Raw genomic sequence first — 25,870 nt, forward strand, 5'->3', positions numbered from 1 at the left:
CGCCGGCTCCGTCGACTCCATCGGCTCCATTGCGTGAACATCATTGCCCCCTCCGCGAGAGAAGCGGAGGGGGCAATTCTGCAGGATTGAGCGGGGTACAGTTGGGGAAGCCCCCTCAGCTGCCCGCGCCGCCCGCATATGAGAATGCGCCCGGTCGCGATAAGAAGCAGCCAAAGTGCGTGAACCCCTTGAGGCATAAGTGGCCTTTGTCAGGCCCGACTTGCCCCGGAACATCCACGGTTCCCCCTATCCGGGCATTCGGCCATGCCCAGAATTCTCGTCCGATTGACCTGTTGCAGAGGGCAGTTGGGCGGATACATTCGGCCGCGGTCGACGCGTTCCGGCGCACGCCACCCTCTCCTGTCGGAGGGTGACTTCTGACCCGGGCCCGCGAAGTGCGGACCTGCGCAAGGGCCAGTAATAGGGGAGTAAGGCTATGGCTCAGGGCACCGTCAAGTGGTTCAACGCGGAGAAGGGGTACGGCTTCATCGCGGTCGACGGTGGTGCGGATGTCTTCGTCCACTACAGCGCGATCCAGATGGACGGATACCGCACCCTCGAAGAGGGTCAGCGAGTTGAATTCGAGATCTCGCAGGGCCAGAAGGGGCCGCAGGCGGACATGGTCAAGCTCGCCGTCGGCTGAGCTCGGCGCGGTCGGCCGACGACACCACTCACACACGCAGGGCCCGTACCTCCGAAGAGGGGGACGGGCCCTTCGTGCGTGTGTGCGCCCCTCCCGGTTGTCCACCGACGGAGGGGGACGCTTGCACTCGCAGGGGTCGAGTGCTAATTATTGGCGTTAGCACTCTCCAGGTGAGAGTGACAGAACTTGGACCGGGCCGGTGAGGCCCGCAGGCTCTGTGGGGCAAGGAACCACAGAGCACGCTGGCCGTCCGTCGCGGGCGCCTCTCGGTCCGGAGAAATCCACCCCTGTCCGGGAGGACCACTTCACATGGCCAAGATCATCGCGTTCGACGAGGAGGCACGGCGCGGTCTCGAGCGCGGGATGAACCAGCTCGCCGACGCCGTCAAGGTCACCCTCGGCCCCAAGGGCCGTAACGTCGTCCTCGAGAAGAAGTGGGGCGCGCCCACGATCACCAACGATGGTGTTTCCATCGCCAAGGAGATCGAGCTCGAGGACCCGTACGAGAAGATCGGTGCGGAACTGGTCAAGGAGGTCGCCAAGAAGACGGACGACGTCGCCGGCGACGGTACGACCACCGCAACCGTTCTTGCTCAGGCGCTCGTCCGCGAGGGCCTGCGCAACGTCGCCGCGGGTGCCAACCCGATGGCTCTCAAGCGTGGCATCGAGAAGGCCGTCGAGGCCGTCTCCGCCGCTCTGCTGGAGCAGGCGAAGGACGTGGAGACCAAGGAGCAGATCGCTTCGACGGCCTCCATCTCCGCCGCCGACACCGAGATCGGCGCCAAGATCGCCGAGGCGATGGACAAGGTCGGCAAGGAAGGCGTCATCACCGTCGAGGAGTCCCAGACCTTCGGTCTGGAGCTCGAGCTCACCGAGGGTATGCGCTTCGACAAGGGCTACATCTCGGCGTACTTCGCCACCGACATGGAGCGTATGGAGACGTCGTTCGACGACCCGTACATCCTGATCGTCAACTCCAAGATCAGCAACGTGAAGGACCTCCTTCCGCTGCTCGAGAAGGTCATGCAGTCGGGCAAGCCCCTGCTGATCATCGCGGAGGACGTCGAGGGCGAGGCTCTGTCGACGCTGGTCGTCAACAAGATCCGTGGCACCTTCAAGTCCGTGGCCGTCAAGGCTCCGGGCTTCGGTGACCGCCGCAAGGCCATGCTCGGCGACATCGCCATCCTCACCGGTGGCACCGTCATCTCCGAGGAGGTCGGTCTCAAGCTGGAGAACGCCGGCGTCGACCTGCTCGGCACCGCCCGCAAGGTCGTCATCACCAAGGACGAGACGACCATCGTCGACGGTGGCGGCGACAGCGACCAGGTTCAGGGCCGCGTCAAGCAGATCCGTGCCGAGATCGAGAACTCCGACTCGGACTACGACCGCGAGAAGCTCCAGGAGCGCCTCGCGAAGCTGGCCGGCGGCGTGGCCGTCATCAAGGCCGGCGCCGCCACCGAGGTGGAGCTGAAGGAGCGCAAGCACCGCATCGAGGACGCGGTGCGCAACGCCAAGGCCGCCGTCGAGGAGGGCATCGTCGCCGGTGGTGGCGTGGCTCTGCTCCAGGCCTCGGCCGTCTTCGAGAAGCTCGACCTGACCGGTGACGAGGCCACGGGCGCCAACGCCGTGAAGCTCGCGCTGGAGGCTCCGCTCAAGCAGATCGCCGTCAACGGCGGTCTCGAGGGTGGCGTCATCGTCGAGAAGGTGCGCAACCTGCCGATCGGTCACGGCCTGAACGCCGCGACCGGCGAGTACGTCGACATGATCGCCGAGGGCATCATCGACCCGGCGAAGGTCACGCGCTCCGCTCTGCAGAACGCCGCGTCCATCGCCGCGCTCTTCCTCACGACCGAGGCCGTCATCGCCGACAAGCCGGAGAAGGCCTCCGCGGCCGCTCCGGGCGGCATGCCGGGCGGGGACATGGACTTCTGATCCCTCGGGACCAGTAGCTCCACGCAGTACCTGTACGACGCCGGCCCCCGGGATTCGTCCCGGGGGCCGGCGTCGTACCCGCAGTGCGCCGTCCCCCGTGGCCGCCGTTTCCGTCGCGCCGTTCAACGGCGGCCACGGGGCCTCCCGGCGCGCCGTGGCGGCCGTGTCGTGCCCGCTGTCACCCGGGGGAACGGGCCGCGCGGATACACGGTCGGCCCGTCGCCGCGTACCGGACGCCGCGGACACGGCGAAGCTCCACGGGCAGGTGCGAGAGGGGTGCCCCCACTCGCACCTGCCGGATACTGGTGGCCCCTTGCACCCGTCCAGAAGGAGCACACCGGTGACCACCGACTCCCGTACCGGGCCGCCCGGTGCAGGCGGCGAGCGCGAGACCCTGCGGGCCTTCCTCGACTACCACCGCGCGACCCTGGCCATGAAGTGCGAGGGGCTGGACGACGAGGAGCTGCGGCAGCGGTCGATGCCCCCGTCCACGCTGACACTGCTCGGACTGGTGCGTCACATGGCCGAGGTGGAACGGGCCTGGTTCCGCCGTGTGTTCGAGGACAACGCGGCGCCGATGGTCTGGTCCGACCGGATCGACTTCCAGGCCGCCTACGACGCGAGCGCCTCGACCAGGGAGGAGGCGTTCGGAGCCTGGGAGGCCGAGGTGGAGAACTCGCGCCGCGTCGAGCGGGAGGCCGAGTCCCTCGACGTGCTGGGTCTCCAGCCGCGCTGGGAGGCGGAGGTGTCGCTGCGGATGGTGATGGTGCACGTGCTCCTGGAGTACGGCCGCCACAACGGACACGCGGACTTCCTGCGCGAGGGCGTCGACGGGACGGTGGGGGCCTGAGGTCCGACGACTTCGGCGCGTGGCCGGTGAAGGACCGGTTCGGCATCAGCGGCGTCCACTTCAAGGGGTGACGGATCGCTGCCGCCGTGGTGCGCCGCCGCCGGATCCGGCGGCGGCGCACCACGTGGGTCAGGGGCGGTCGATGCCGCCCCGCGCGATGACGTCGGCGTACCAGCGGGCGCTGTCCTTCGGGGTGCGGCGCTGGGACGCGAAGTCCACGTGGACGATGCCGAACCGCTTGCCGTAGCCGTACGCCCACTCGAAGTTGTCCAGGAGCGACCACAGGAAGTACCCGCGCACGTCCACGCCGTCCCCGATCGCGCGGTGCACGGCGGACAGGTGCGCGTCCAGGTACGCGACCCGTTCCGGGTCGTGGACCTGGCCGGAGGGGTCGGCGTAGTCGTCGTACGCGGCGCCGTTCTCGGTGACCATGAGCGGCAGGCCGGGGAGGTCGTCGCGGAGCCGGGTGAGGAGTTCGTACAGCCCGTCCGCGTCCACCGGCCAGTCCATCGCGGTCCGGGGCCCGTCCGCCGGGGTGAACGCCACGTGCTTCTCGGCGCCCGCCCACGGGGACGGGGACTCCGACGCGCCGGCGGAGACGACGCTGGGGGAGTAGTAGTTGATGCCGAGGGAGTCGAGCGGCGCGGAGACGACCTCCAGGTCACCGTCCCGGACGAAGGACCAGTCGGTCACCGCGGCCGTGTCCTGCACCAGGTCCTGCGGCAGCCGCCCGTGGAAGACGGGGTCCAGGAAGAGGCGGTTGGCGACGGCGTCGATCCGGCGGACCGCGTCGTGGTCCGCCGGGGTGTCGGCCAGCGGGCGCAGGGCGTGCAGGTTCAGCGTCAGCGACACCTCGGCGGAGGCCGGCAGCAGGCTCCGCAGGACACCGGTCGCGCTGCCGTGCGCCAGGTTGAGGTGGTGGGCCGCGCGCAGGGCGGCGACGTCGCTCGTACGGCCGGGGGCGTGGACCCCGTTGCCGTACCCGAGGAAGGCCGCGCACCAGGGCTCGTTGAGCGTCGTCCAGGTGGCCACCCGGTCGCCGAGGGCCCGGGCCACGAGTCCGGCGTAATCGGCGAACCGCTGTGCCGTGTCACGCTCGGGCCAGCCGCCCGCGTCCTCCAGCTCCTGCGGCAGGTCCCAGTGGTAGAGCGTCGCGACGGGCCGGATGCCGGCGGCCAGCAGTTCGTCGACGAGCCGCCGGTAGAAGTCGAGACCGTGCTCGACGGCGGGGCCCCGGCCGGTCGGCTGGACCCGCGGCCAGGACACCGAGAAGCGGTAGTCGGTGACGCCGAGGTCCTTCATCAGCGCCACGTCCTGCGGCATCCGGTGCAGGTGATCGGCGGCGATGTCACCGGTGTCGCCGTTGCGGACCTTGCCGGGGATCCTGCTGAAAGTGTCCCAGATGGACTCGGTGCGGCCGCCCTCGGTGGCCGCTCCCTCGATCTGATAGGCGGCGGTGGCCGTCCCCCAGCGGAATCCGGTGGGGAACCGCAGCCCCGCCACGGTGTCGGGGCGGGCGTCGACAGCGGTCATGAGACAGGCACTCCAGGAGGTGAGTCGGTGCGTGTGGGGGTGGTGGGGGAGGCTCAGCCCTTGACGGCTCCCTGCATGATGCCGCCGACGATCTGCCGGCCGAGGAGGCCGAAGACCAGCAGGACGGGGAGCGTGCCGAGCAGCGTGCCGGCCATGATCACGGACTGGTCGTGGACGTATCCGCCGCCGAGCTGCCGCAGGGCGACCTGCACGGTCGGCTCCTGCGAGGACAGCGCGATGATCGGCCAGAAGAAGTCGTTCCACGCGGTCATGAAGGTGAGCATGCCGAGCACCGCCATACCGGGCCGGGCGACGGGGACGACGATGGACCAGAAGATGCGTGCGGTGGACGCGCCGTCGACGCGGGCCGCCTCGATCAGTTCGTCGGGCAGTGACTGCACCAGGTACTGGCGCATGAAGAACACCCCGAAGGCCGACACCAGGCCGGGCAGGATCACGGCCTGCAGCTGGTTCACCCACTGGAGCTCCGCGATGAGCATGAACAGCGGGATGACCCCGAGCTGCGGCGGGATCATCATCGTGCCGATGGTCAGGGTGAGCAGGGCGCCGCGGCCCTTGAAGCGCAGTTTGGCGAAGGCGAATCCGGCCAGGGTGCAGCACAGCACGGTGCCGACGGTGATGGAGCCGGACACGATGAACGAGTTCAGCAGCGCCTTGCCGATCGCGGCCTCCTCCAGCACCGCGCCGAAGTTCTTGATGAGGTTCGGGCCGGGCAGCAGGCTGGGCGGCACCTTCGCGAGGTCGGCGTTGGAGCGGCTGGCCGCGACGATCGTCCAGTAGAAGGGGAACGCCGAGATCAGCAGGGCGAAGCCGAGGATCAGGTAGGAGAGCCAGCCGCCGTGCATGCCCCGTGCTCCCCGCGGCTTACCGCGCCGGCCGCGCGGGGTCGTGGGCGGTACGATCTCTGGCGCGGTCGGCTGTGCGGCGAGCGTGGTCATCGGCCGGCCTCCTTACGGGCACGGCGGCGCGCGACGAGGGCGTTGGCCCCGACGAGCACCACGATCAGGACGAACATCACCCAGGCGATGGCGGCCGCCCGGCCCAGGTGGAAGAAGCCCCAGCCCTGCTCGTACATGTACAGGCCGAGGGTCTGGTACTGGTGCGAGATGCCGCCGGAGATGGACCCCTCGAAGAGCAGGGGCTCCCCGAAGAGCTGGGTGGCGCCGATCGTCGACACGATCACCGTGAAGACGATGGTGGGCCGCAGGCCGGGCAGCGTGACGTGGATGAACTGGCGCCAGCGGGACGCCCCGTCCATCTCGGCGGCCTCGTAGAGCTCGCCCGGGATGGACTGCATGCCCGCGAGGTAGATCAGCGCGTTGTAGCCGGTCCAGCGCCAGACGACGATGGTGGAGACGGCGATCTGCGACGCGACCGTGCCGGTCTGCCAGTCCACGGGACTGAGCCCGACCAGCCCCAGCGCGTAGTTGATCAGACCGAAATCGCGGCCGAAGAGCTGGGCGAACACCAGCGTCGCGGCGGCCACCGAGGTGGCGTACGGGAGCAGGATCGCCGTCCGGATGAAGGTGCGGCCGCGCAGTTTGTAGTTGAGCAGGTGCGCCAGGCCCAGCGCCATCGCGAGCTGCGGCACGGTGGACAGCACGCCGATGGTGAACGTGTTGCGCAGCGAGGTCCAGAAGTACTCGTCGGTGAACAGCGCCGTGTAGTTGGCGATGCCGCGCCACTCCATGTCGCCGCTCGTCTGGAGCTCGACCCGGTAGAGCGAGACGAACGCCGTGTAGAGCAGCGGGAAGAGGCCGAAGGCGGCGAAGAGGGTGAGGAAGGGCACGATGTAGGCGTACGGCGACAGCTTCTGCCACGTGCGCCGGAGGGAGGCGGCCCGACCGTCGTCGGAGCCGGTTCCGGGCGCCCGGGGCGCGGCCTTCGCGGTGGCGGTGAGGGTCACGGTGCGGCCCTTCGGGGAGTTGCGGACGGGGGAGTGGGGCGGCCGGGAGGCGTGACGGGGCCGGGGGCCGGCCCGCCGCGGCAGTGCGGCGGACCGGCCCCGGTGGGGCGGCGGGCCCGGCGTCGGTGCTGATCGACGCGTGGCCGGCGAGCGGCTGACTCGGCGTGCGGTGCTCACCGGCCGGCGGATGACGGGCGGCGGCCCGGCGTCGCACGGGTGGCGGACGGGTGTCCCGGCCCGGGCGTCCGGTGCGCATCGACCGTGGCACCGGGCCGTGGCGCCGGCATCCGGTGCCCAGCGACCGCCGGCACCGGGCGCCGTGGCCCGGGAAGGGGAATGACCGGGTGTCAGCCGATCACGTTGGCCACGCCCTTCTTCGCCGTCTCCCACGCCTTGTCCGAGGAGGTGCCCTTGCGCTCCACCTCGCTCAACGCGTTGGTCAGCTGCTGGGCGACGTTCTGGTCGTGCACACCGAGCACCTGGACCGGGGACTCCTTGGCCGCGTCACCGAAGATCTGGCCGATGGGCGCGTCGGAGAAGTACGGGTCCTTGGCGTCGGCGACCTGTGCGATCGCGCCCGTCGAGGACGGGAAGTTGCCCTGCTTCTTGAAGAGCTTGGCCTGCTGCTCGGGGGCGGTGAGCCACTTGATCAGCTCGTACGCCTCCTTCTTGTGCTCGGCCGCGCGCGGGACCGAGAGGTAGGAGCCGCCCCAGTTGCCCGCGCCGCCGGGCAGCTTGGCGATGTCCCACTTGCCCTTGCCCGCGTCACCGGCCTGACCCTTGACGTAGCCGAGCATCCACGCGGGGCACGGGATGGTGGCGAAGGAACCGGCGGCGAAGGCCTGGTTCCACTGCGGCGACCACTGGTCGAGCTTGGCGCTCAGCCCGGCCTCGGCCGCCTCGACCGAGGTGTCCCAGGCGTGCTTGACCGCCGGGTTCTTCTCGTAGATCAGCTCACCGGAGGCGTCGTAGTACCGCTCCTTCTCCTGGCCGATCATGATTCCGTAGAGGCTGCCGACACTGTCCAGCCAGGCGCTCTTGGCGGGGGCCTTCTTCTTGTACTGCTTGCCGAGCTCCAGGTAGCCCTCCCACGTGGACCACTTCTGGGCGAGCTCCGCGCGGTCGGTGGGCAGCCCCGCCTGCTCGAACAGGTCGGTGCGGTAGCACATCGCCTCCGGCCCGACGTCGGTGCCGAGACCGAGGACCTTGCCGTCCTTCGTGGTCGCGGCCGACCACTTGGCGTCGGCGAACTGGTCCTTGAGCTTGTCGGCGCCGTATTCCTTCAGGTCCTGGAACTTGTCGGCCTGCAGCTGGGTGACCGACGCGATGCGGCCCACCTCGACGCCCTGCACATCGGCGAGCCCGCCGCCGCCGGCCAGCCGGGTCTGGAGCGACTTCCAGTAGTCGGCCTCGTCCTCGGTGTCGGTCTGCTTGATGGTCACGCCGGGGTTGAGCTTCTCGTACTCCGCGTACAGCCCGGCCTCCTTGTAGCCGAAGGATCCGAAGAGGTCGACGGTCAGCGTGACGTCCCCGCCGGCACTGTCGGAGGAGTCCGAGGTGCCGGATCCACAGGCGGCGAGGAGCGTTCCGGCGAGGACGACCGCGCCGATGCGGACGGTGGCTCTCTTGGCGGCTCGGGCGATGGGCATGGGAAGCCTCCCTTGGCTTCGGGATGAACCGAGCGCTTGAGAGCGCTCTCAAAACCTGCGTCTGGAGCGTCCCCCAGGGCCCACTCCCCGTCAAGACTCGAACACATAACGGCTTTGCGTTGAGTCCAACTACCGTGTGTGTCACTTCTATTGACACTGACGTTTCAGAAGTTTTACGTTCCTTGGCAATTGAGAGCGCTCTCGAAGGTGCTCCGACCCCCCCATGACGAGGTGCTGCCATGCAAGCCTCCCTCTCCAGACCAGCAGCGGCGACGGTCCTGGCCATCGCCCTGGCCGCCGTGGGCCTGGGCCCTGCCGCATCCCCGGCGGCAGCCGCCACCATCCCCGCAGGATCAGGCAGCTACACCGACAGCCGTCCCGCCGGTACCTCCGGTCCCACCACCAACACGGGCGCCCCCGTCACGCCCAAGCTCACGGCCGCGGCGAAGGACAAGCCGGTGCCCACGAACGACTGGTGGTCCTCGCTCGCCTACCAGCGCTACGGCGACAACCCGTACTCCACCCCGATGTACGGGCATCCGCTGACCTATCAGGCGACCTCCGGCGGACTGGAGGTCGGCTACCCGACGACCCCCGCGGTCGTCGGTGACGGCCGGCAGTACGAGTACGCCCACAAGGCCGACCTCACCGTCGGCCTCAACGGCCTGAACAGCCCGGACACCAAGGCCGACGCCTGGTCCGACTGGACGGTCACCCCGTACTGGTCCGACGGCACCCGCACCCTGCGCACGACCATCGGGCACGGCATGCCCTTCGTGTACGCCAAGGGCTCCGGCGGCGACGCGCGGATCACCACGGCCGGCACCCCCACCGTCTTCGCGGACAACGGCAACGTCCTCGGCATCACGGTCGCGGGCCACCACTACGCCCTGTTCGCCCCGACCGGCAGCGACTGGAACGTCTCCGGCACGGCGATCACCGCCGGGCTCGGCGGCAAGGACTACTTCTCGCTGGCCGTGCTGCCGTCCACGGACGCGCTCGCGACCTACCGCAAGTACGCCTTCAGCTTCGTCACCGGATCCAAGGTGACCTGGGAGTCCACCGGCGGCACGGTCAAGGCGACCTACGCTCTGACCACGGAGGCCAAGGAGGGCACCGAGCGGGGCACGCTCCAGGCGCTGTACCGCCACCAGTGGCTGCACACCACCGACGCGCTGACGCCGTACACGTACGTCTCCCCGCGCGGCACGATGAAGGTCCGGGAGTCCGCTTCCTTCACCACCAGCCAGAAGAACCAGGGCGTGCTGCCCGCCCTGCCCGCCTCCGGCGGGGTCGACAAGGCGCGGCTGACCGGATATCTGAACGAGGTGGCGAACGCCTCCGACCCGTTCTCCGGGGCGAGTGACACGTACTGGACCGGCAAGGCGCTCGGCCGTCTCGCCCAGCTGGTGCCCGTCGCCGACCAGATCGGCCAGACCGGCATCCGGGACAAGCTGCTCGGCCTGATGAAGGGCCGCCTCCAGGAGTGGTTCACGGCGGGCGGCGCGAGCGAGTTCAGCTACGACAAGGACTGGAAGACGCTGACCGGCTACCCGGCCTCGTACGGCAGCGACACCGAGCTCAACGACCACCACTTCCACTACAGCTACTACGTGTACGCGGCGGCGATCGTCGCCCAGTACGACCAGGCGTGGGCCGCCGACTCCGCCTGGGGCACCATGGTCAAGACCCTGGTGAGGGACACCGCCAACCCCAGCCGCACGGACACCGCGTACCCCTTCCTGCGCGGCTTCGACGTGTACGCGGGCCACAGCTGGGCCTCCGGCCACCAGGGCTTCGCGGCCGGCAACAACCAGGAGTCCTCGTCGGAGTCCATCAACCTGAGCGCGGGTCTCGTCCTGTGGGGCGCCGCGACCGGTGACACCACACTGCGCGACCTCGGCAGCTACCTGCTGACCACCGAGTCGGAAGCGATCACGCAGTACTGGTTCGACGCCGACCAGCAGGTCTTCCCGGGCTCCTTCGGGCACGACACGGTCGGCATGGTCTGGGGCAGCGGCGGCGCGTACTCCACCTGGTGGACCGCGAACCCGGAGGAGATCCACGGCATCAACGTCCTTCCGGTGACCGGCGGTTCACTTCACCTGGCCCGCGAGAAGGCCGCCATCAAGCGGAACCTCGCCGAGCTGGTGCGGGAGAACGGCGGACCGGCCGTCGAGTGGCGCGACCTCCTGTGGGAGTTCGAGTCACTGGCCGATCCGGCGGCCGCCAAGACCAAGTGGGACGCGGGCAACGGCGGCTACACCCCGGAGCAGGGTGAGTCCAAGGCGCACACCTACCACTGGATCGCCACGCTCGACAGCCTGGGCGCGCCCGACATGACCGTCAGCGGGAACATCCCGACGTCGGCCGTCTTCACCAAGAACGGCGTCCGCACGTACAGCGCCCACAACCACGGATCCACCGCCCGCACCGTCACCTTCTCCGACGGGGCGACCCTCTCCGTGCCGGCCCGCTCCACGGCCACCGGTACGGGGACCGGCGGCGGCGACCCCGACCCCGAGGAGCCGGGTCCGTCCACCGGGAACACCTTCCGGCTGAAGTCCGGTGGCACCCTCACCACCGCCACGGACGGCGCGGCGGGAGCCGACACCCTGGCCTCGGCCGACGGTGTCAACCGGGACGGCACGCCGTACAGGGCAACGGTCTACGAGATCAAGAAGGTCGACGGGACACTCGCCGCGGGGGCGTCCACCGCCTTCCGCCTGCGGGTCGACGCGGGCACGAAGGTGGGCCTCGCCCCGCAGGTCAGGGTCAGCTACGACCTGACCGGTGACGGCACCTTCGACCGGACCGAGACCTACCGCTACTTCGCGACCGACCCGGTCACGGGGTGGGAGGAGTACACCCAGGCGGTGGGCACCTCGGCGGTGACCGGAAGTCTCGGCAACCTCAAGGGCGGGACGGTCCGCCTGGAGATCTGGAACGCGCTGGGCAACGGCACGTCCCAGGTGCAGACCGGGACGGACGCGGCGGTCGTGAAGATCCCGTACGTCTGATCCTGAACGCGCACCTCCGGACACCCCTTCGTGCGGCGGGTCCCGGGCCTCTCAGGCCGAGGCCCGCCGTACGAGCGTCGTCGGGGTGATCACCGAGTCCGGCCGGCCGGCCCCCGTACGGTCCTTCTCCAGGCCGCGCAGCAGCAGCCGGGCCATCAGCCGGCCCTGGCCCTCGATCTCCTGCCGGACGGTGGTCAGCGGCGGATCGGTGGCCTCGGCCACCGTGTCCATGTCGTCGAATCCCACCAGGGCTACCTGCTCCGGCACCGGGATCCCGCGCTCCCGCAGCACCCGTAGGGCACCCGACGCCATCAGGTCGTTGGCCGCGAACACCGCGTCCAGATCGGGGCGCCGGTCCAGCAGCTCCGCCATCGCCCGGGCCCCGCTCTCCACGGTGAACGCACCCTCGGCGATCAGCGTCGGGTCCGTCTCCACCAGGATGTCCCGGTAGCCGTCGAGCCGGTCCACGGCCGACGTCTGGTCGGGCGGCCCCCCGATGTACGCGATCCGCTCCCGCCCCAGCCCCCGCAAGTACTGCACGGCGGCCCTGGCCCCGCCCCGGTTGTCGGCGTCCACGTACTGCACGGCCTGTTCCCCGGGGCCCGCGGTCCAGCTCGGCCTGCCTCCGTAGACCGTCGGGACCCCGGCCCGCCGGGTGATCGAGGGCAGCGGGTCGTCGGTGTGCAGCGAGAAGGCGAGGGCTCCGTCGACATGGCCGCCGGACAAGTAGCGGGCGATCCGGTCGAAGTCGGCGGGCCCTTCCACGATCAGCAGCACCAGCTGGGTGTCGTGGGCGGCCAGCTCCTTGCTGATGCCCCGGAGCTGCAGGGAGAAGAACGGGTCCGAGAAGATCCGGATCTCCGGCTCCGCGATGACCACGGCGACGGCTCCGGTCCGCCGGGTGACCAGCGTCCGGGCGGCGTGGTTCGGGATGTACTGGAGCTCCTCGACCGCCTGGCGCACCCTGTCCACCAGCGGCTTCCGGACCCCGTCACCTCCGTTGACCACCCGGGACGCGGTGGCCCGCGAGACCCCTGCCCGCGCCGCGACGGCTTCCAGGGTGGGCCGGGACCCGGGGTGCTGCTCAGGCAAGGCGGGCGCTCCTCGTTGCGGGGCGGCGGCACGATGCGTGCGAGGCGCCGCCGGGTCGCGTACAGCGTAACGCCGAGGCCCGGCGTCCGCTTGAGAGCGCTTCCAAGCAGCTGCGGCACGGGCTTGTGGGCCGGGCCGCCTCCCGCCGGACATTCTCTGTCATGCCCCTGGCGGAACGATCGATCCGCCTTCACAATCGAGGAGGAGCGAGTGGGAGCGCTCCCATGTCTGTCTGTCTGTTCCGTGCTCCTCCCGTGTCTCTCCCGTCCCGCGCCCGTGTCTCCGGCGTCCCCGAGCCCGGCGCGCCCGACCTCGGCTCCCACGTCACCCGCACCCAGTCGACGAAAGGCCCTCCCGGTGAATGCCTCACCACTCTCCGCGCGGCCCGCGCCCGCCCGCCCCCGGCACGGGCGGCGCGTGTTCGGGATGTCCGCCGCCGCCTTACTGTTCGCCGCGGCACTGGCGGTGCCCGGCACGGCCGGTGCCGAGGAAGCCGATCCCGGTCCCGAGCAGATCAGCAACGGGGACTTCACCGCCGGCACCGCTCCCTGGTGGTGGACGGCCAACACGTCCGGTGCCGTGTCCGAGGGCCGGCTCTGCGCCGCCGTCCCGGCCGGGACGACCAATCCGTGGGACGTCATCATCGGCCAGAACGACATCCCGATCGTCGCGGGTGAGAGCTACTCGCTCAGCTACACGGCCACGTCGACCGTGCCCCTCACCGTCCAGACCCGGGTCCAGGAGGCCACCGCCCCGTACACCCCGGAGCTCGCCACCGCCGATCCGGTCGGGCCGGAACCCGTGACGGTCACCCACTTCTTCACCGCCGCGGCCGACCGTCCGAACGCCCAGGTCGCCCTGCAGATCGGCGGCGGCGACAGCGCGACCACCTTCTGCCTCGACGACGTGTCGCTGCGCGGCGGTGCCGAGCCGCCCGTGTACGAGCCGGACACCGGGTCGCCGGTCCGCGTCAACCAGGTCGGATATCTGCCCCACGGCCCCAAGAAGGGCACGGTGGTCACCGATGCCGAGGCGCCGCTCGCCTGGTCCGTGAAGACCGCCGACGGCGCGACGGCCGCCACCGGCACGACCGTCCCGCAGGGGGAGGACCCGAGCTCCCGTCTGCGGGTCCACACCTTCGACTTCAGTGCGCTCACCACGGCCGGCGACGGCTACACCGTCGAGATCGACGGCCACACCAGTGAGCCGTTCTCGCTGCGCGCCGACCTGTACGACGGCCTGCGCTCCGACGCGCTGGCGTACTTCTACCACAACCGCAGCGGCACCCCCATCGACGCGGACCTCGTCGGCGACGCCTACGCGCGCCCGGCCGGACACATCGGGGTGGCGCCCAACAAGGGGGACAAGGACGTCCCCTGCCAGCCCGGTGTCTGTGACTACCGGCTGGACGTGTCGGGCGGCTGGTACGACGCGGGCGACCACGGGAAGTACGTGGTCAACGGCGGTATCTCGGTGGCCCAGCTGATGGCCACGTACGAGCGGACCCTGACCGCCGAGGACGCCGAGTCCGCGGAGCTCGGGGACGGCGCGCTGCGGGTGCCCGAGCGGGGCAACGCCGTCCCGGACATCCTCGACGAGGCGCGCTGGGAGATGGAGTTCCTGATGCGGATGCAGGTCCCCGCCGGTGAGCCGTTGGCCGGGATGGCCCACCACAAGATGCACGACGCCGCGTGGACGGGTCTGCCGCTGGCCCCGCACCTCGACCCCCAGCAGCGTGAGCTGCACCCGCCCTCGACGGCCGCCACGCTCAACCTGGCCGCCGCGGCCGCCCAGTGCGCCCGCCTCTACGCCCCGTACGACGCGGACTTCGCGGACCAGTGCCTGGAGGCCGCCCGGACCGCCTGGGCCGCGGCCGAGGCGCACCCGGACGTCCTGGCCGACCCGAACGACGGCACGGGCGGCGGCGCGTACAGCGACGGCGACGTCTCGGACGAGTTCTACTGGGCCGCATCGGAGCTGTTCACCACGACGGGGGAGGCCGCGTTCCGCCAGGCCGTGCTCTCCTCACCGCTGCACGGCGACACCGACGCGGTGTTCCCGGCCGGCGGCGGCATCTCCTGGGGCTCCACCGGCGGACTGGGCGTGCTCACGCTGGCCACCGTGCCGAACGCGCTGACGCCCGCACAGCTTGGTGAGGTCCGCTCCGTCGTCACCACGGCCGCCGACCGCTACGCGAGCCAGTCCCGCGCACAGGTGTACGGGCTCCCGTACGCACCCAAGGACGAGGACTACGTCTGGGGTTCCAACAGCCAGGTCCTGAACAACATGATCGTGCTGGCCACGGCCCACGACCTGACCGGCGAGGCCGCGTACCAGGACGCGGTGCTGAGCGGTGCCGACTACCTCCTCGGCCGCAACCCCCTCAACCAGTCGTACGTCACCGGCTACGGCGAACGGGACTCCCGCAACCAGCACCACCGCTTCTGGGCGCACCAGAACGACCCGGACCTCCCCCACCCGCCGGCCGGCTCGATCGCGGGCGGCCCCAACCTCACGGCCGTCGCCTCCGGTGACCCGGTCGCCGTGGAGAAGCTGGGCGGCTGCGCCCCCGCGATGTGCTACCTCGACGACATCGGCTCCTGGGCCACCAACGAGGTCACCATCAACTGGAACGCGCCGCTCGCCTTCATCGCCTCCTATCTGGACGACGCGGGCGACGGACGGCGGAACGCGTCGCGCGGCTGCGAGGTCACCTACACCTCGCATCCCTGGAGCAGCGGCTCGACGGTCACGGTGAAGCTGAAGAACACCGGCGCGGAGCCCGTCTCGCCCTGGCAGCTGACCTGGCTGCTCCCCGGGGCGCAGGCGGTCAGCCACACCTGGAGCGCGCAGTTCGACCAGCACGGCAGGACGCTCAGCGCCCGGCCGCTGTCCTGGAACCGGGTGATCGCACCGGGTGCCACGGTCGACTTCGGCTTCAACACCAAGGCGTCGGGTGCGGCGGCCGACCCCCGCACCTTCAAGCTGAACGGCCGTTCCTGCTCAACGAGTTGATCCGCCCCGCGTGATCACGGCAGGGTGCGGTGCCCGTCTTCCGGCGGGCACCGCACCCGGGCGTCCCGCCGCAGACGGCCGGCCGCCCGTATTCGGTCGAGTGCTCGGATCCCGCTGCCGAGCCCCGGTCGGGGCGGTGCCGCGATCGGCGGGCCGGACCGGATCGGCGGGGCGATCAGGACGGCTGGTCAGGGGACATACCGAGGGTGATCGATGAGTTTCTCCGCGACCGGCGGTCATAGGGGCAGAGTGGGCGTACCGCAGCCGGCTCGGCCGGCCGCAGTGGGCCGCCCCGACCGGTGAGAACCGAGAACACGAGACACCTGGGAGACCCTTCGATGCGCACCCTGATCACCACCGCCTTCCTCTCGCTCGACGGCGTGGTCGAGGCCCCGGGCGGCGAGCCCGGCTACCGGAACTCCGGCTGGACCTTCAAGGACGTGGAGTTCCTCCCCGAGGCCTTCGAGATCAAGGGGCGGGAGCAGGGGGAAGCGACGGCGATGCTGCTCGGCCGGGCCAGCTACGAGGCGTTCAGCCAGGTCTGGCCGGGCATGGAGGACTTCGCCGGCTACAAGGTCATGCCGAAGTACGTCGTCTCCACGACCCTCTCCGAGGACGACCTGGTCGAGGACTGGGGCCCGACGACGATCCTGCGGTCGCTCGACGAGGTGGCCGCGCTGAAGGAGACCGAGGGCGGCCCGATGATCGTCCACGGCAGTGCCTCCCTCAACCGTGCCCTCTCGGACGCCGGCCTGATCGACCGCTACCACCTGCTCGTCTTCCCGCTCCTGCTCGGCGCGGGCAAGCGGCTCTTCAGCGACACGGACAAGGACACCCAGAAGCTGAAGCTCGTCGAACACGAGGCCTATGCCAACGGCCTGCAGAAGAACGTCTTCGACGTCGTCCGCTGACGCGGGGCCCCGTACGCGGTCAGCGCCCGTGGATCCGGTCCAGGTCCAGCTGTACGGGGGGCGGCAGGGGGCCGGGGCCGGCGGCCGGTCCGGCCCGGAACGACTGGAGCAGATAGGCGACCAGGCGCCGGGACGCGGCGGCGGCCTCCTCGCCCGCCCCGGTGGTCGCACCGCAGTTGGCCAGCACCACCAGGATGATGTCGTTCACGTCGAAGTCCTGGCGCAGCTGCCCGGAAGCCTTGGCCCGCCCCACCAGTCGCGCCAGTGCCTGCTCCGCGCGGGTGCGCTCCTCGGCGTACTCGGTGTGCTCGGGGAACTGGGCGAGGAACGCCTGGGTGAAGCCCCGCTCCGTCGCCTGCATGAGGCAGACCTGCTCGATGACCGAGCAGAACCCGCGCCAGGGGTCCGGGTCCTCCAGTCCTTCGTACAGTGCCGCCACGCAGTGTGCGAGCTGCTCGGCGAAGGACTCGCTCACGAGCGCGGCCCGGGTGGGGAACCGCCGGTAGAGCGTGGCGACCCCGACGCCCGCGCGCCGGGCGATCGTGGCCATCGGCACGTCGATCCCATGGAGGGCGTACGCCTCACGGGCGGCCGTGAGAATGCGTTCGCGGTTCTGCCGGGCGTCCGCGCGGAGCACGTTCTGAGAGGTCTGAGCAGGCATGTTTCTCACTTCGGGCTAAATGGAGAGTGCCATCCGTTTACCCGTTTAGCGTGGAAAACATGAATGACATGCGAGCAGCGCTCTACGACAGGTACGGCCCTCCCGAGGTGCTGTACGAGGGCAGGGTCCCCGTCCCCGTACCCCGTCCGGGTGAGGTGCTGGTCCGCGTCCACGCGACGAGCGTCAACGGAGGAGAACTGTACGGCCGGGGCGGCCGTGTTCGCCTGGTGACGGGCCGTCGCTTCCCCCAGCGCACGGGGATGGACTTCACCGGCGAGATCGCCCGGGCCGACGGCGCCGTGACGGGGCTGCGCGAGGGCGACCGGGTGTGGGGGCTCCTGGGACGCCGCTTCGGCAGCGCCGCCGAGTACGTGGCCGTCCGCCCCCGGCAACTGTCGTACGCCCCGGCGAACCTCGGCCTGATCGAGGCCGCCTCCCTCCCCGCCGGTACGACCGCCATCACCGCGCTGAAGGCCGAGGCGCGGCTGCAGCCGGGGGAGCGGCTCCTCGTGCGCGGCGCCTCGGGCGGCATCGGCAGCGTCGCCGTACAGCTGGGCAAGGCCCTGGGCGCGCACGTCACAGGCCTCGCCGGCAGCGGGAACCTCGACTTCGTCCGGAGCCTGGGGGCCGACGAGGCCTTCAGCTACACGACGACGGGCCCGGCCGACCTCGGTGCGTTCGACGTCGTCCTTGACACCTTCGGCACCGAACACCGCGCCTTCCGGCGGCTCCTGGCCCCCGGCGGGCGCATGGTCTCCATCGCCTTCGACATGGACCACCCGGCCCGGAGCCTCTCCTACCTGCTCGCCTCGACGGTGCACGGCCCGCGCCGGGTCCGCTTCTTCAGCGGCAACCCGAAGCACGACCTGTTCGCCGAACTGGCCCGGTACGCGGAGAGTGGTGCGATCCGGCCCGTGGTGGACACCGTCCACCCCCTGGCCGACATCGCCACCGCCCACCGGGCACTGGAGGCGGGCGGTGTGCGTGGCAAGCACGTGATCCGCGTGGTGTGAGACGGGCGGGCCGCATCGGGCCGGGCGGGAGCCCGCACGGAGCGAGTGGCCCTCGGGGGCGGCGCCGTGACCGGGCGCGGCGGAGGGGTGCCTGTGATCGTACGGGCGGGACCCGGAAGGGGGCGCGCGGCCCGCAGGCCGCGTGACGGATCCGCCGGGCGTGCCGTCCCGGGCCGGTCTACGCCCCGAGGCCGGCGTCGCGGGCCAGCAGTGCGGCCTGCACCCTGTTCTCGCACTCCAGCTTGGCGAGGATGCGGCTCACATACGTCTTCACGGTGGCCTCGCTCATGTGGATCCGCTGGCCGGCGTCCGCGTTGGACAGGCCCTCGCCCAGCAGGGCCAGGACGTCCCGTTCGCGTTCCGTCAGCTTCTCCAGCCGGCTGCGGGCCTGTTCCGCGCGGTGGGCGGTGCCGCCGGACGCCAGCGAGTCCACGACGTGCCGGGTGGCGCCGGGCGACAGATAGGCGTGCCCGGCCGCCGCCGCCCGTACCGCCCGCATGAGCTCCGCCGGTGCGGAGTCCTTCAGCAGGAAGCCCGCGCTCCCCCCGGTCAGGGCCCGTAGGACGTTCTGGCGTTCCCCGAACGTGGTCAGGATCAGCACCCGCACCTCGGGCACGGTCCGGCGCAGCTCGGCCAGGGCCGTCAGCCCGTCCATGACCGGCATCTGGATGTCGAGCAGCGCCACGTCGACGCGCTGGGACCGGGCCAGTTCGACCGCCTCGCGGCCGTCGGCCGCCTCCGCGACGACATCGATGTCGTCGGCCGAGGAGAGGATCATCCTGATTCCGGCCCGGATGAGCGGCTCGTCGTCCGTCACAAGAACCCTGATCACGACTCTCCCGAACGGTCCTGAGCGGTCGTACCTGCCGGCACCGGTTCATCATCCCCGATCGGGTGCCCGGCCGGAAACCCGTGCAGGGAACCTCAGTTCGTCTCGAAGGACTTCTTCTCGATCAGCTTGCCGTCCTTGAAGCAGAACCGGAACACCGGCTCCGCGTCCAAGTCGCTCCCGAACTCGGTGGAGAGAAGCGTGAGACACGTCGACCCCTCCGGCTCGGGCGGCGCACCCTTGCCCATGTCGCTGTTCAGGATCGAGTCGCCGCTGGGCAGTTGCTTCCGGACCTCCGACTCCGACCGGCCCACCTCCACGGCCTCGTACTGCTTGGGCTCGATCATGGCGGCGTCCGCCTCACGCATGAGGAAGATGCCCCCGACGACCACCCCGATCACCAGCAGCACGGCGACGAGCACCGCGACCCCGCAGCCGATGGCTATGCCGTTGCCCCTCTTGGTCCTGCTCATGGTCCTGGCCAACTCCTTCGGGAATTCGTTCCACTCGGTGACCGGATCACTTTCACCTGCGGAGCCCTTCGAGCTCTGCGCCCGAAAGTCGTTCGTGGGCGCGACGAACGTCGCCGTGGCGTCGTCGGGCGGCGGGCTCGGGAAGCCGTCTCCCGGCGACGTGTAGGGCAGGACACCCGCCAGCCGGAAGCCGCCGTCCGCCACCGGGCCCGCGTGCACCATGCCGCCGACGAGCCGGGCCCGCTCCTCCAGCCCCGTCAGCCCCTGGCAGCCGCTCGCCACACTGCCGCTCACCGGCTCCACCGCCGGACCGTTGGCGACCTCCACGACCAGCGAGTCCGGTTCGTACCGCAGTCCGATGGTGATCGAGGCCCCCGGGGCGTGCTTGTGCGCATTGGTCAGGCCCTCCTGGACCAGGCGGTACGCCGCGTGGTCGGCGGTCGGGGCGAGCGGACGCACGTCGCCCGAGCGCCGCACCTCCACGGCTGTCCCCGCCCTCCGGGACGCCTCGGCCAGCCCGTCGATGCCGGCCACCCCGCGGGACGGTGTCCCGGGGTCCTCATCGCCCGCGTCGGAGGGCTGCGGCGATCCCGCGGTACTGTCCCGCAGCACGCCCACCACGTCGCGCAGTTCGTGCATCGCGGCCACCGACGCCTCGCGCAGCACCCCGACGGCCTCGCGCTGCTGCCCCGTCAGCTCCCGGTCCACCTCCAGGGCGCCGGTGTGCACCGCGATCAGGGCGAGCTGGTGGCCGAGGCTGTCGTGCATGTCCTGCGCGATGCGCTGACGTTCCCGTATCCGGGCGTGCCCGGCGATCATGGCCCGCTCGCGCAGGAGTTGCGCGTTGTACTCGCGCAGGGTGTCGGTCAAGGTGCGGCGCTGCGACCAGTAACGCCCCGCGAGGCCCGGCACGATGATCGAGACCAGCAGGAACAGCCCGCTGAAGATCAGCAGCGACGGTGAGAGGTAGGGCTCCGACGCGGCGGTCAGACCGAGCGTGAGTCCATAGGCGAGGGCGAAGACACCGACCGCCCTGCCGAGGCCGTCGATCCGCCGCCCGGCCGACCAGGAGACGACGAGGAAGAGCGGCCCGAGAGCACCGAACGGCACGACGCCGACAGCGGTCAACAGCAGTACGGACGCGGGGAGTACCCGGCGCAGGGGCGACAACAGCCCGGCCGCCAGCCCGACGCCGATGGCCTGCAGTGCCCCGTCGTCGCCCAGGAATCCGGTGCCCGTCGCCAGCAGCGCGAGGGTCAGGCTCAGGAGCGATTCGCCCACGACGCGCCCTACGGACCACATGCCGGGCGCGAAGAGGGCACGCCCCGGCACGGTCGGCCGGAACGCCCGGCGCGGCCTCACCGCCGGTGCGTCGGGGGCGGGAGGCGCGGGGGTGAGGGAATCCAGACGAGTCACGCGCCCACGGTAGAGAACCCGGCCGGGCACCGCTGTGGCCTTTGGTCGCGACGACCGACGACGAAAGTCGTCGGTCCGTTCCGGCGGGACGGCTCAGGACTCCGACGCAACTGACAGGGGGCCGAGGAGAGGGCCGCCCATGGCGGTCGGGGGGGCGGTCCACAGCAGTGGGTGAACGAGCACGGTCACGCCTCCGCCGCACGGGCCCGGCGACTGACTGTGACGCCCGTGCAGGTGTTGGAACTGCGCATCTTCCGTGAGGGCATCGAATTGAGCACGCTGAGTAGGCATAGCCGCTACCCGGTGTGGAAATGGGGAAGATCATGATGACGGCTACGGAACGGCGCGAAGAGGCAGCGGCGAGAGTGCGGGCTGCGAAGGACGCCGTGGCGCGGCTCTGGGCCGGATCGGCCGGGGTCTGTGTGACGCTGCCGTCGCCGCGGACCGCCCCGGTGGCGTACGCGGGCTGTCGGCCGGCACCGCCGACCGGACCCGGCCGGTGCGCGATCGGCACGGTTCCGCGGCTGGGCGCCGGCGTGTGGGACGGGAAGCAGGATGTGGTGGCGGCTCATGGCGGTTGAGGGCCTCGAACCGTGCATGCCGAAGCCCGGTTCGTTCGCGATGGACGTCCGGGACGGGCGGGTGGGCCGTGTGATGGGGCGTGTCGGGCCGTACGTGCAGCTGCGTCCGCCGGGGGGTGGCGCGGAGTGGGACTGCCCGCCCGAAGCCGTCCGGGTGGCTCCGCCGGGGCTCGTGCTGAGGGCTCGGGTGAAGGAGATCAACCGGGAGGGAAGGCTGCCGTGAGAGGGCTGCCGTGAGGGGGCTGCAGTGAGGGGGCGGGGCCCGACGTCGCCGGTGCGGCCGTTGTGCGCCGCACCGGCGATATCCGTCCGCGCAGCTGAACGGCGGGGGTCCGCCCGTGTTGTCCGGGTGGACCCCCGCCTCTGATGCGGGGTGCTGCCTACCTCACGTGAGGCGGTGGCTGGTGTAGTAGCTGTCCAGCTGGGCGTGGTAGCCCGGGTCGCCCGTGTGCTTGTGCTTGTCGAACTCCGGAGAATCCTTGATCTGGTCCTTGGTCAGGTCCACGAAGATCGTCCGGTTCTCGGTGTCCACGGCCTTGATGGTGCCCGCCGGAAGCAGGACGTCCTTGCCGAAGATCCAGACACCGGTGTCGACGACGAGGTAGGCCGAGCCGACCTCGTCCGAGTGCTTGTCGACCTTTCCGACGCTGCCGTCGGTCGCCTCGACCGAATAGCCGATCAGGTCGGCGCCGGCGGTGTGACCGCTTGTCGGCTTATAACCCCACAGGTGGTCGCTCATCATTGGCTCCTTTCGTGACGGTTCATTCGGTGTTCGTAGGTTCGCGTGCCCGGCTTTCCGGGGTTCACACACCTCGAATTATTTTGTTCTGAGGAATGTGTACGGCCCGTGCCGTCCGGGTCCGGGCCCTACACATCAGTGCTGGTGAAAGTGTTCTACCAGCGGTACCAACGGCCACGACGGCCGCCGCTCGCGGTCGGGCGGACAACGAATCCGATCAGCCAGACCACAAGAACGATTATGGCGATCCACCACAGTGCCTTGAGTGCGAAACCGGCACCGAAGAGGATCAGGGCGAGCAGAAGAACAAGAAGCAGGGGAACCATTGTTATCAACCTCCGACGCATCTGGTGCCCGGCAATCAATTGCCTACACACGGAAGTTCGGACGGATTCCAGAGGCGGATCCGGGTGCCCCGTCCGCCTCTGGTTCCGGCCTCCTCGCACCGCGGGTGACCGCCGTCCGGACCGACCGCCCCTGCCCCCGGCGCGAGGCGCGGACCGGAGTCCGGTGTTGCCCGGCCGCCTCGCGGAGCTCGCTCCGGGTGAGGCGGTGACCGCCGACGCGGTTCGCGATACGCGCGATCGCCGGGGCAGCACAGTGCGGTGCCGCGTATGCGGGGTGGCCGGTGACCCGGGCGTTGCGGCGATTCTCGGCGGGTCGAGGCTGTGGCCGGGCGGCAGCGCCCTGCGCGCACGCTCGCCGGCCTTCCGGTGTCTGCGTCTGCTGCTTCCGGCTGCCGCCTCGGACGACCGGCCGGTCAGGTCGGCGCCGGTGGTGCGCGCTTGCCGCCGGCAGCCCCACAGGAATCGTCGGGGCTGCCGGTCTTTCGTGACAGCCATTCACGCTCTGAGTCCTGCGTGCCCTGTTACGGATCTGCGCGCCCGTGGGTCGACGGGAAAAGGGAATGCGAATGGGGTCCGGATATGAAGTCCGGACCCCATTCGCATCAACCGTGCTGGTGAAGGTGTTCTACCAGCGGTACCACCGGCCGCGTCGGCCACCGCTCGCAGTCGGGCGGACGATGAATCCGAGCACCCAGACCACGAGGACGATTACTGCGATCCACCACAGTGCCTCGAGCGCGAATCCGGCACCGAAGAGGATCAGGGCGAGCAGAAGAACAAGAAGCAGGGGAACCATTGTTATCAACCTCCGACGCTTCTGGTGCCCCTGAATGAATCGCCTACACCACGTGGTTACACATTCTTTACCGTGTTCAGAACCACGGAGCCGATGCCGCGCGCAGGGACTCGACGGCCTCGGCCAGCCCCGCCACGGAGGCGAGGGCACCGGAGACCGCGTAGAAGGCCCGCCGGACACGGCCCCGCGCGGGCTCATCGGCCTCGCCGGAGGCGGGGACGGCTTCCTCCATCTCGGCCAGTGCCGACTCGGCGTCCGCCGCGGCGCCGGCGGGCAGCTCCCCGGGGTCGAGGGCCCGTAGCCGGAGGCGCAGCTCCTCCACCGCCTGCCGCAGCTGCGCGAGCTCGGGGGTCTCCGTCGCCGGGACGCCTACGTGCTGGACCATGTCCGCCCGGCTGTTGTCGCCGGTCTGGACGATGCCGTTGATCGTGCCGCCGGAAACGTTGATGCTGCGCGTGCTGCCGTCCTGCGGAGTCGTCATCCGTTCAGCTCCCTTGCGTGGAGCCGCGGTCGGGCCTCGGCCCGACGCGCGGCTGCGGTGTGGTGATCGTCTGGTGGCTGGCCCGTGCGTGGTCGCCCGACTGGACGTTGCCGTTGACCGTCCCGCTGACGTGTACCGAGTGGTCGAAGACGATGTTGGCGCGGGCGTTGTACTCCCCGGTGGCGTATCCCGCGTCGCGCAGGCTCAGGCGTACCGCGGTCAGCGTTCTGGTCTGGATGCTCTTGAGGAAGCGCTGTACGTCCATCTCCTGGAACAACTGCTGGAAGGCGGGTTCCGCGGCCAGTTCACGCACCGAGCGCTTCGGGCTGTGATCGACCACCTGGTTGGTGGCGCACATGTGCGCGTACCAGGCATGGGAGCGGCCGATCCGGCCTGCGGTCCGGGAGATGCGGAACAGGTCGATCGGAGCGTCGGACACGACGGTGAACACCGACGCCGATGCGCGCTGCACCAGCTCGAACCAGTCCCACACGCCGTCGGGGGGCGTCACCCTGTCGATGGCGTGGAAGGCACGGGCGATGGGCGGCAGCAGGAACGCCCGCGACTCCAGGAACAGCAGGCCGCCCTGCACCTGCACCCGGCTGAAGACGGTGAGGACGACCTCGTTGCCCCAGCTGCCCACCCGGACCGTCAGGTAGTGACGCAGGCGTTCCTGCGCCGCGAGATCCAGGCTGTCCGGCCACCAGGTCGCGGGAGCGGGGCCGTCCGGCACCCCGCCGAGCTGTACGACGGCCTCCCGCCGGGCGTCCGGCGCCAGCTCCTGGAACGCGGAGTCGGGGCCCGTGCCGCTCCAGTCCGTCGACGGACCCAGGCGCAGCCCGCTCTTCACGATGTAGTCGTCCACACGGATGCCGTGCATGCGGTCGCCCGGGTACGCGTCGCCCTCGCCGAGCCGCAGCAGTTCGCGCCGTATCCGCGCGTGGATGAGGGGCACGGTGAACCCGGCGGGCCGGTCGGCAGTCGTGCCGTCCGGCTTGTGGCTCACGTCGGGGGTCAGCTCGATGGCGAACGACCAGTGGTCCAGCTCGATGCCCGCGCCCACGAAAGGGGCGTAGTCGCTGAAGACGATGTCGGGGTCGGCCTGCTGCTGCCGCAGTTCCGCCAGCCGGGCGGCGTGCGCGGGGGGATCCTGGCGGACCGGGGTGCGGCCGGTGGCGAACTGGTGCAGGAGCCGGGTGGTGCGGTGGTGGAAGACCGTCGCCACCACGATCCAGCACACCAGTACCAGCAGAGCGGTGACCAGGGTGAGGTTCAGCTCGTCATCCCTGGTGCAGGAGGATTCGCCGACGGCGTTGTACCGGCACACGGACCGGCTGATGAACAGCCCTTCGGCGAACAGGAGCACCGAGGCTGCCAGCACCTGTCCGGCGAGGTAGATGCTGAGGACCAGGAAGATGAGCGCCCTGATGGCGCGGCCCGCTCCGGTGGGCCGTGCGTTCCCCGGCTCCGTGCTGGGCGCCAGAAAGCCGGCGAGCCCTCTGGCGACGTACAGGAAGAGGCGGATGTAGAGGACCAGCGCCACCATGGTGAGCGCGCCCGCCACGTCGACGGCCATCAGGAGCAGGGGGAGGACGAGCAGGAGGGCTCCGCGGATCCCGGCCTGCCGGCGTGCGATGAAGCACTCCCTGAGGACCGCGGCCAGATCCACCCCGTACGACGGCGGGGGGATGCGGTGCGGATTTTCGGCCAGCTCGGTGATCACCGCGTCGCGGAAGGGACGGTCGGTGTGCGCGGCCCCGCACAGATAGGCGGTGGCGTCGCCCGGCGGGTTGCCCGCCTGCGACCGGATGAGCATGCCGAGCCGGCTCCCGGGATCGAGCAGCGGCGCGACCGGTGGCAGCGGGTCCGGGTCCGGGCGCGGGCCGGGTACGGGGCCCGGCTCGGGACCGTTCGGCTGGGTCGTCAAAGGAGTCGGCCTTCCGTCGGGACAGACAGGGGGGA

Annotated in this window: 21 protein-coding genes; 8 read left to right on the plus strand and 13 right to left on the minus strand. The window is 70.6% G+C overall.

Annotated features, from left to right (window positions below; translation table 11 throughout):
* Positions 1-436: 436 nt before the first annotated feature.
* The 3 genes from OG927_RS18375 to OG927_RS18385 all read left to right on the plus strand — a co-directional run bounded on the left by OG927_RS18375 (position 437) and on the right by OG927_RS18385 (position 3,425).
* Positions 437-643, plus strand: coding sequence for a cold-shock protein (locus OG927_RS18375; RefSeq protein ID WP_003967346.1), 207 nt, complete (start codon positions 437-439; stop codon positions 641-643).
* A gap of 309 nt (positions 644-952) precedes the next feature.
* On the plus strand, positions 953-2,575 hold the full coding sequence (gene groL, locus OG927_RS18380) for a chaperonin GroEL (protein ID WP_033297197.1): 1,623 nt from the start codon (positions 953-955) through the stop codon (positions 2,573-2,575).
* 340 nt (positions 2,576-2,915) lie between these two features.
* The gene (locus OG927_RS18385) at positions 2,916-3,425 is read left to right on the plus strand and encodes a DinB family protein (protein ID WP_056797233.1); all 510 of its coding nucleotides are present in this window, start codon (positions 2,916-2,918) and stop codon (positions 3,423-3,425) included.
* Positions 3,426-3,554: 129 nt separating this feature from the next.
* On the opposite strand, the gene OG927_RS18390 is transcribed toward OG927_RS18385, so the two are convergent.
* The 4 genes from OG927_RS18390 to OG927_RS18405 form a co-directional block, all read right to left on the minus strand.
* Positions 3,555-4,958, minus strand: a complete 1,404-nt coding sequence (locus OG927_RS18390) for a GH1 family beta-glucosidase (protein WP_319103699.1) — start codon at positions 4,956-4,958, stop codon at positions 3,555-3,557.
* Positions 4,959-5,011: 53 nt separating this feature from the next.
* Positions 5,012-5,917 (minus strand): carbohydrate ABC transporter permease, encoded by a 906-nt coding sequence (locus tag OG927_RS18395; RefSeq protein ID WP_330320476.1) that lies wholly within the window; start codon positions 5,915-5,917, stop codon positions 5,012-5,014.
* Positions 5,914-6,885: a carbohydrate ABC transporter permease gene (locus OG927_RS18400; RefSeq protein WP_330320477.1), complete on the minus strand. Its 972-nt coding sequence runs from the start codon at positions 6,883-6,885 to the stop codon at positions 5,914-5,916. The genes OG927_RS18395 and OG927_RS18400 overlap by 4 nt, the downstream gene beginning before the upstream one ends.
* Positions 6,886-7,232: 347 nt before the next feature.
* A complete protein-coding gene (locus OG927_RS18405) occupies positions 7,233-8,534 on the minus strand; it encodes an ABC transporter substrate-binding protein (protein WP_056797221.1) in 1,302 nt (433 codons plus the stop codon).
* Between the two features lie 239 nt (positions 8,535-8,773).
* Between OG927_RS18405 and OG927_RS18410 the strand changes: the two genes are divergently transcribed.
* Positions 8,774-11,554: a glycosyl hydrolase gene (locus tag OG927_RS18410; RefSeq protein ID WP_124281486.1), complete on the plus strand. Its 2,781-nt coding sequence runs from the start codon at positions 8,774-8,776 to the stop codon at positions 11,552-11,554.
* Between the two features lie 51 nt (positions 11,555-11,605).
* Here the strand turns inward: OG927_RS18410 and OG927_RS18415 are convergent, their stop codons facing one another.
* A complete protein-coding gene (locus tag OG927_RS18415; RefSeq protein WP_056797214.1) occupies positions 11,606-12,646 on the minus strand; it encodes a LacI family DNA-binding transcriptional regulator in 1,041 nt (346 codons plus the stop codon).
* Positions 12,647-13,072: 426 nt separating this feature from the next.
* On the opposite strand from OG927_RS18415, the gene OG927_RS18420 reads away from it, so the two are divergent.
* Positions 13,073-15,661 carry a glycoside hydrolase family 9 protein gene (locus tag OG927_RS18420; RefSeq protein WP_330321329.1) on the plus strand — a complete coding sequence of 863 codons (2,589 nt, stop codon included), beginning with the start codon at positions 13,073-13,075 and terminating at the stop codon, positions 15,659-15,661.
* Positions 15,662-15,999: 338 nt separating this feature from the next.
* On the plus strand, positions 16,000-16,572 hold the full coding sequence (locus tag OG927_RS18425; RefSeq protein ID WP_330320478.1) for a dihydrofolate reductase family protein: 573 nt from the start codon (positions 16,000-16,002) through the stop codon (positions 16,570-16,572).
* A 19-nt stretch (positions 16,573-16,591) separates the two neighbouring features.
* Here OG927_RS18425 and OG927_RS18430 read toward each other — a convergent pair whose 3' ends face one another.
* Complete coding sequence (locus OG927_RS18430) at positions 16,592-17,233, minus strand: TetR/AcrR family transcriptional regulator (protein ID WP_056797207.1); 642 nt, start codon at positions 17,231-17,233, stop codon at positions 16,592-16,594.
* 59 nt (positions 17,234-17,292) lie between these two features.
* Between OG927_RS18430 and OG927_RS18435 the strand changes: the two genes are divergently transcribed.
* A complete protein-coding gene (locus OG927_RS18435) occupies positions 17,293-18,246 on the plus strand; it encodes an NAD(P)-dependent alcohol dehydrogenase (RefSeq protein ID WP_056797204.1) in 954 nt (317 codons plus the stop codon).
* A 178-nt stretch (positions 18,247-18,424) separates the two neighbouring features.
* Here the strand turns inward: OG927_RS18435 and OG927_RS18440 are convergent, their stop codons facing one another.
* Positions 18,425-19,078 carry a response regulator transcription factor gene (locus OG927_RS18440; RefSeq protein WP_056797201.1) on the minus strand — a complete coding sequence of 218 codons (654 nt, stop codon included), beginning with the start codon at positions 19,076-19,078 and terminating at the stop codon, positions 18,425-18,427.
* Between the two features lie 92 nt (positions 19,079-19,170).
* Positions 19,171-20,850, minus strand: a complete 1,680-nt coding sequence (locus OG927_RS18445) for a sensor histidine kinase (RefSeq protein ID WP_056797818.1) — start codon at positions 20,848-20,850, stop codon at positions 19,171-19,173.
* 684 nt (positions 20,851-21,534) lie between these two features.
* Between OG927_RS18445 and OG927_RS18450 the strand changes: the two genes are divergently transcribed.
* Positions 21,535-21,768 (plus strand): hypothetical protein, encoded by a 234-nt coding sequence (locus OG927_RS18450; protein ID WP_330320479.1) that lies wholly within the window; start codon positions 21,535-21,537, stop codon positions 21,766-21,768.
* 162 nt (positions 21,769-21,930) lie between these two features.
* On the opposite strand, the gene OG927_RS18455 is transcribed toward OG927_RS18450, so the two are convergent.
* The 5 genes from OG927_RS18455 to OG927_RS18475 form a co-directional block, all read right to left on the minus strand.
* A complete protein-coding gene (locus tag OG927_RS18455; RefSeq protein WP_056797806.1) occupies positions 21,931-22,284 on the minus strand; it encodes a PRC-barrel domain-containing protein in 354 nt (117 codons plus the stop codon).
* Positions 22,285-22,439: 155 nt separating this feature from the next.
* Positions 22,440-22,610: a hypothetical protein gene (locus OG927_RS18460; protein WP_056797198.1), complete on the minus strand. Its 171-nt coding sequence runs from the start codon at positions 22,608-22,610 to the stop codon at positions 22,440-22,442.
* 646 nt (positions 22,611-23,256) lie between these two features.
* On the minus strand, positions 23,257-23,427 hold the full coding sequence (locus OG927_RS18465) for a hypothetical protein (protein WP_056797196.1): 171 nt from the start codon (positions 23,425-23,427) through the stop codon (positions 23,257-23,259).
* Between the two features lie 76 nt (positions 23,428-23,503).
* Positions 23,504-23,908, minus strand: a complete 405-nt coding sequence (locus tag OG927_RS18470; protein ID WP_056797193.1) for a DUF5955 family protein — start codon at positions 23,906-23,908, stop codon at positions 23,504-23,506.
* A 4-nt stretch (positions 23,909-23,912) separates the two neighbouring features.
* Positions 23,913-25,835: a hypothetical protein gene (locus tag OG927_RS18475; protein WP_330320480.1), complete on the minus strand. Its 1,923-nt coding sequence runs from the start codon at positions 25,833-25,835 to the stop codon at positions 23,913-23,915.
* Positions 25,836-25,870: the final 35 nt, after the last annotated feature.

Origin of the sequence: Streptomyces clavifer, assembly GCF_036345975.1 — a bacterium.
Classification (GTDB): Bacteria; Actinomycetota; Actinomycetes; order Streptomycetales; family Streptomycetaceae; genus Streptomyces; species Streptomyces clavifer.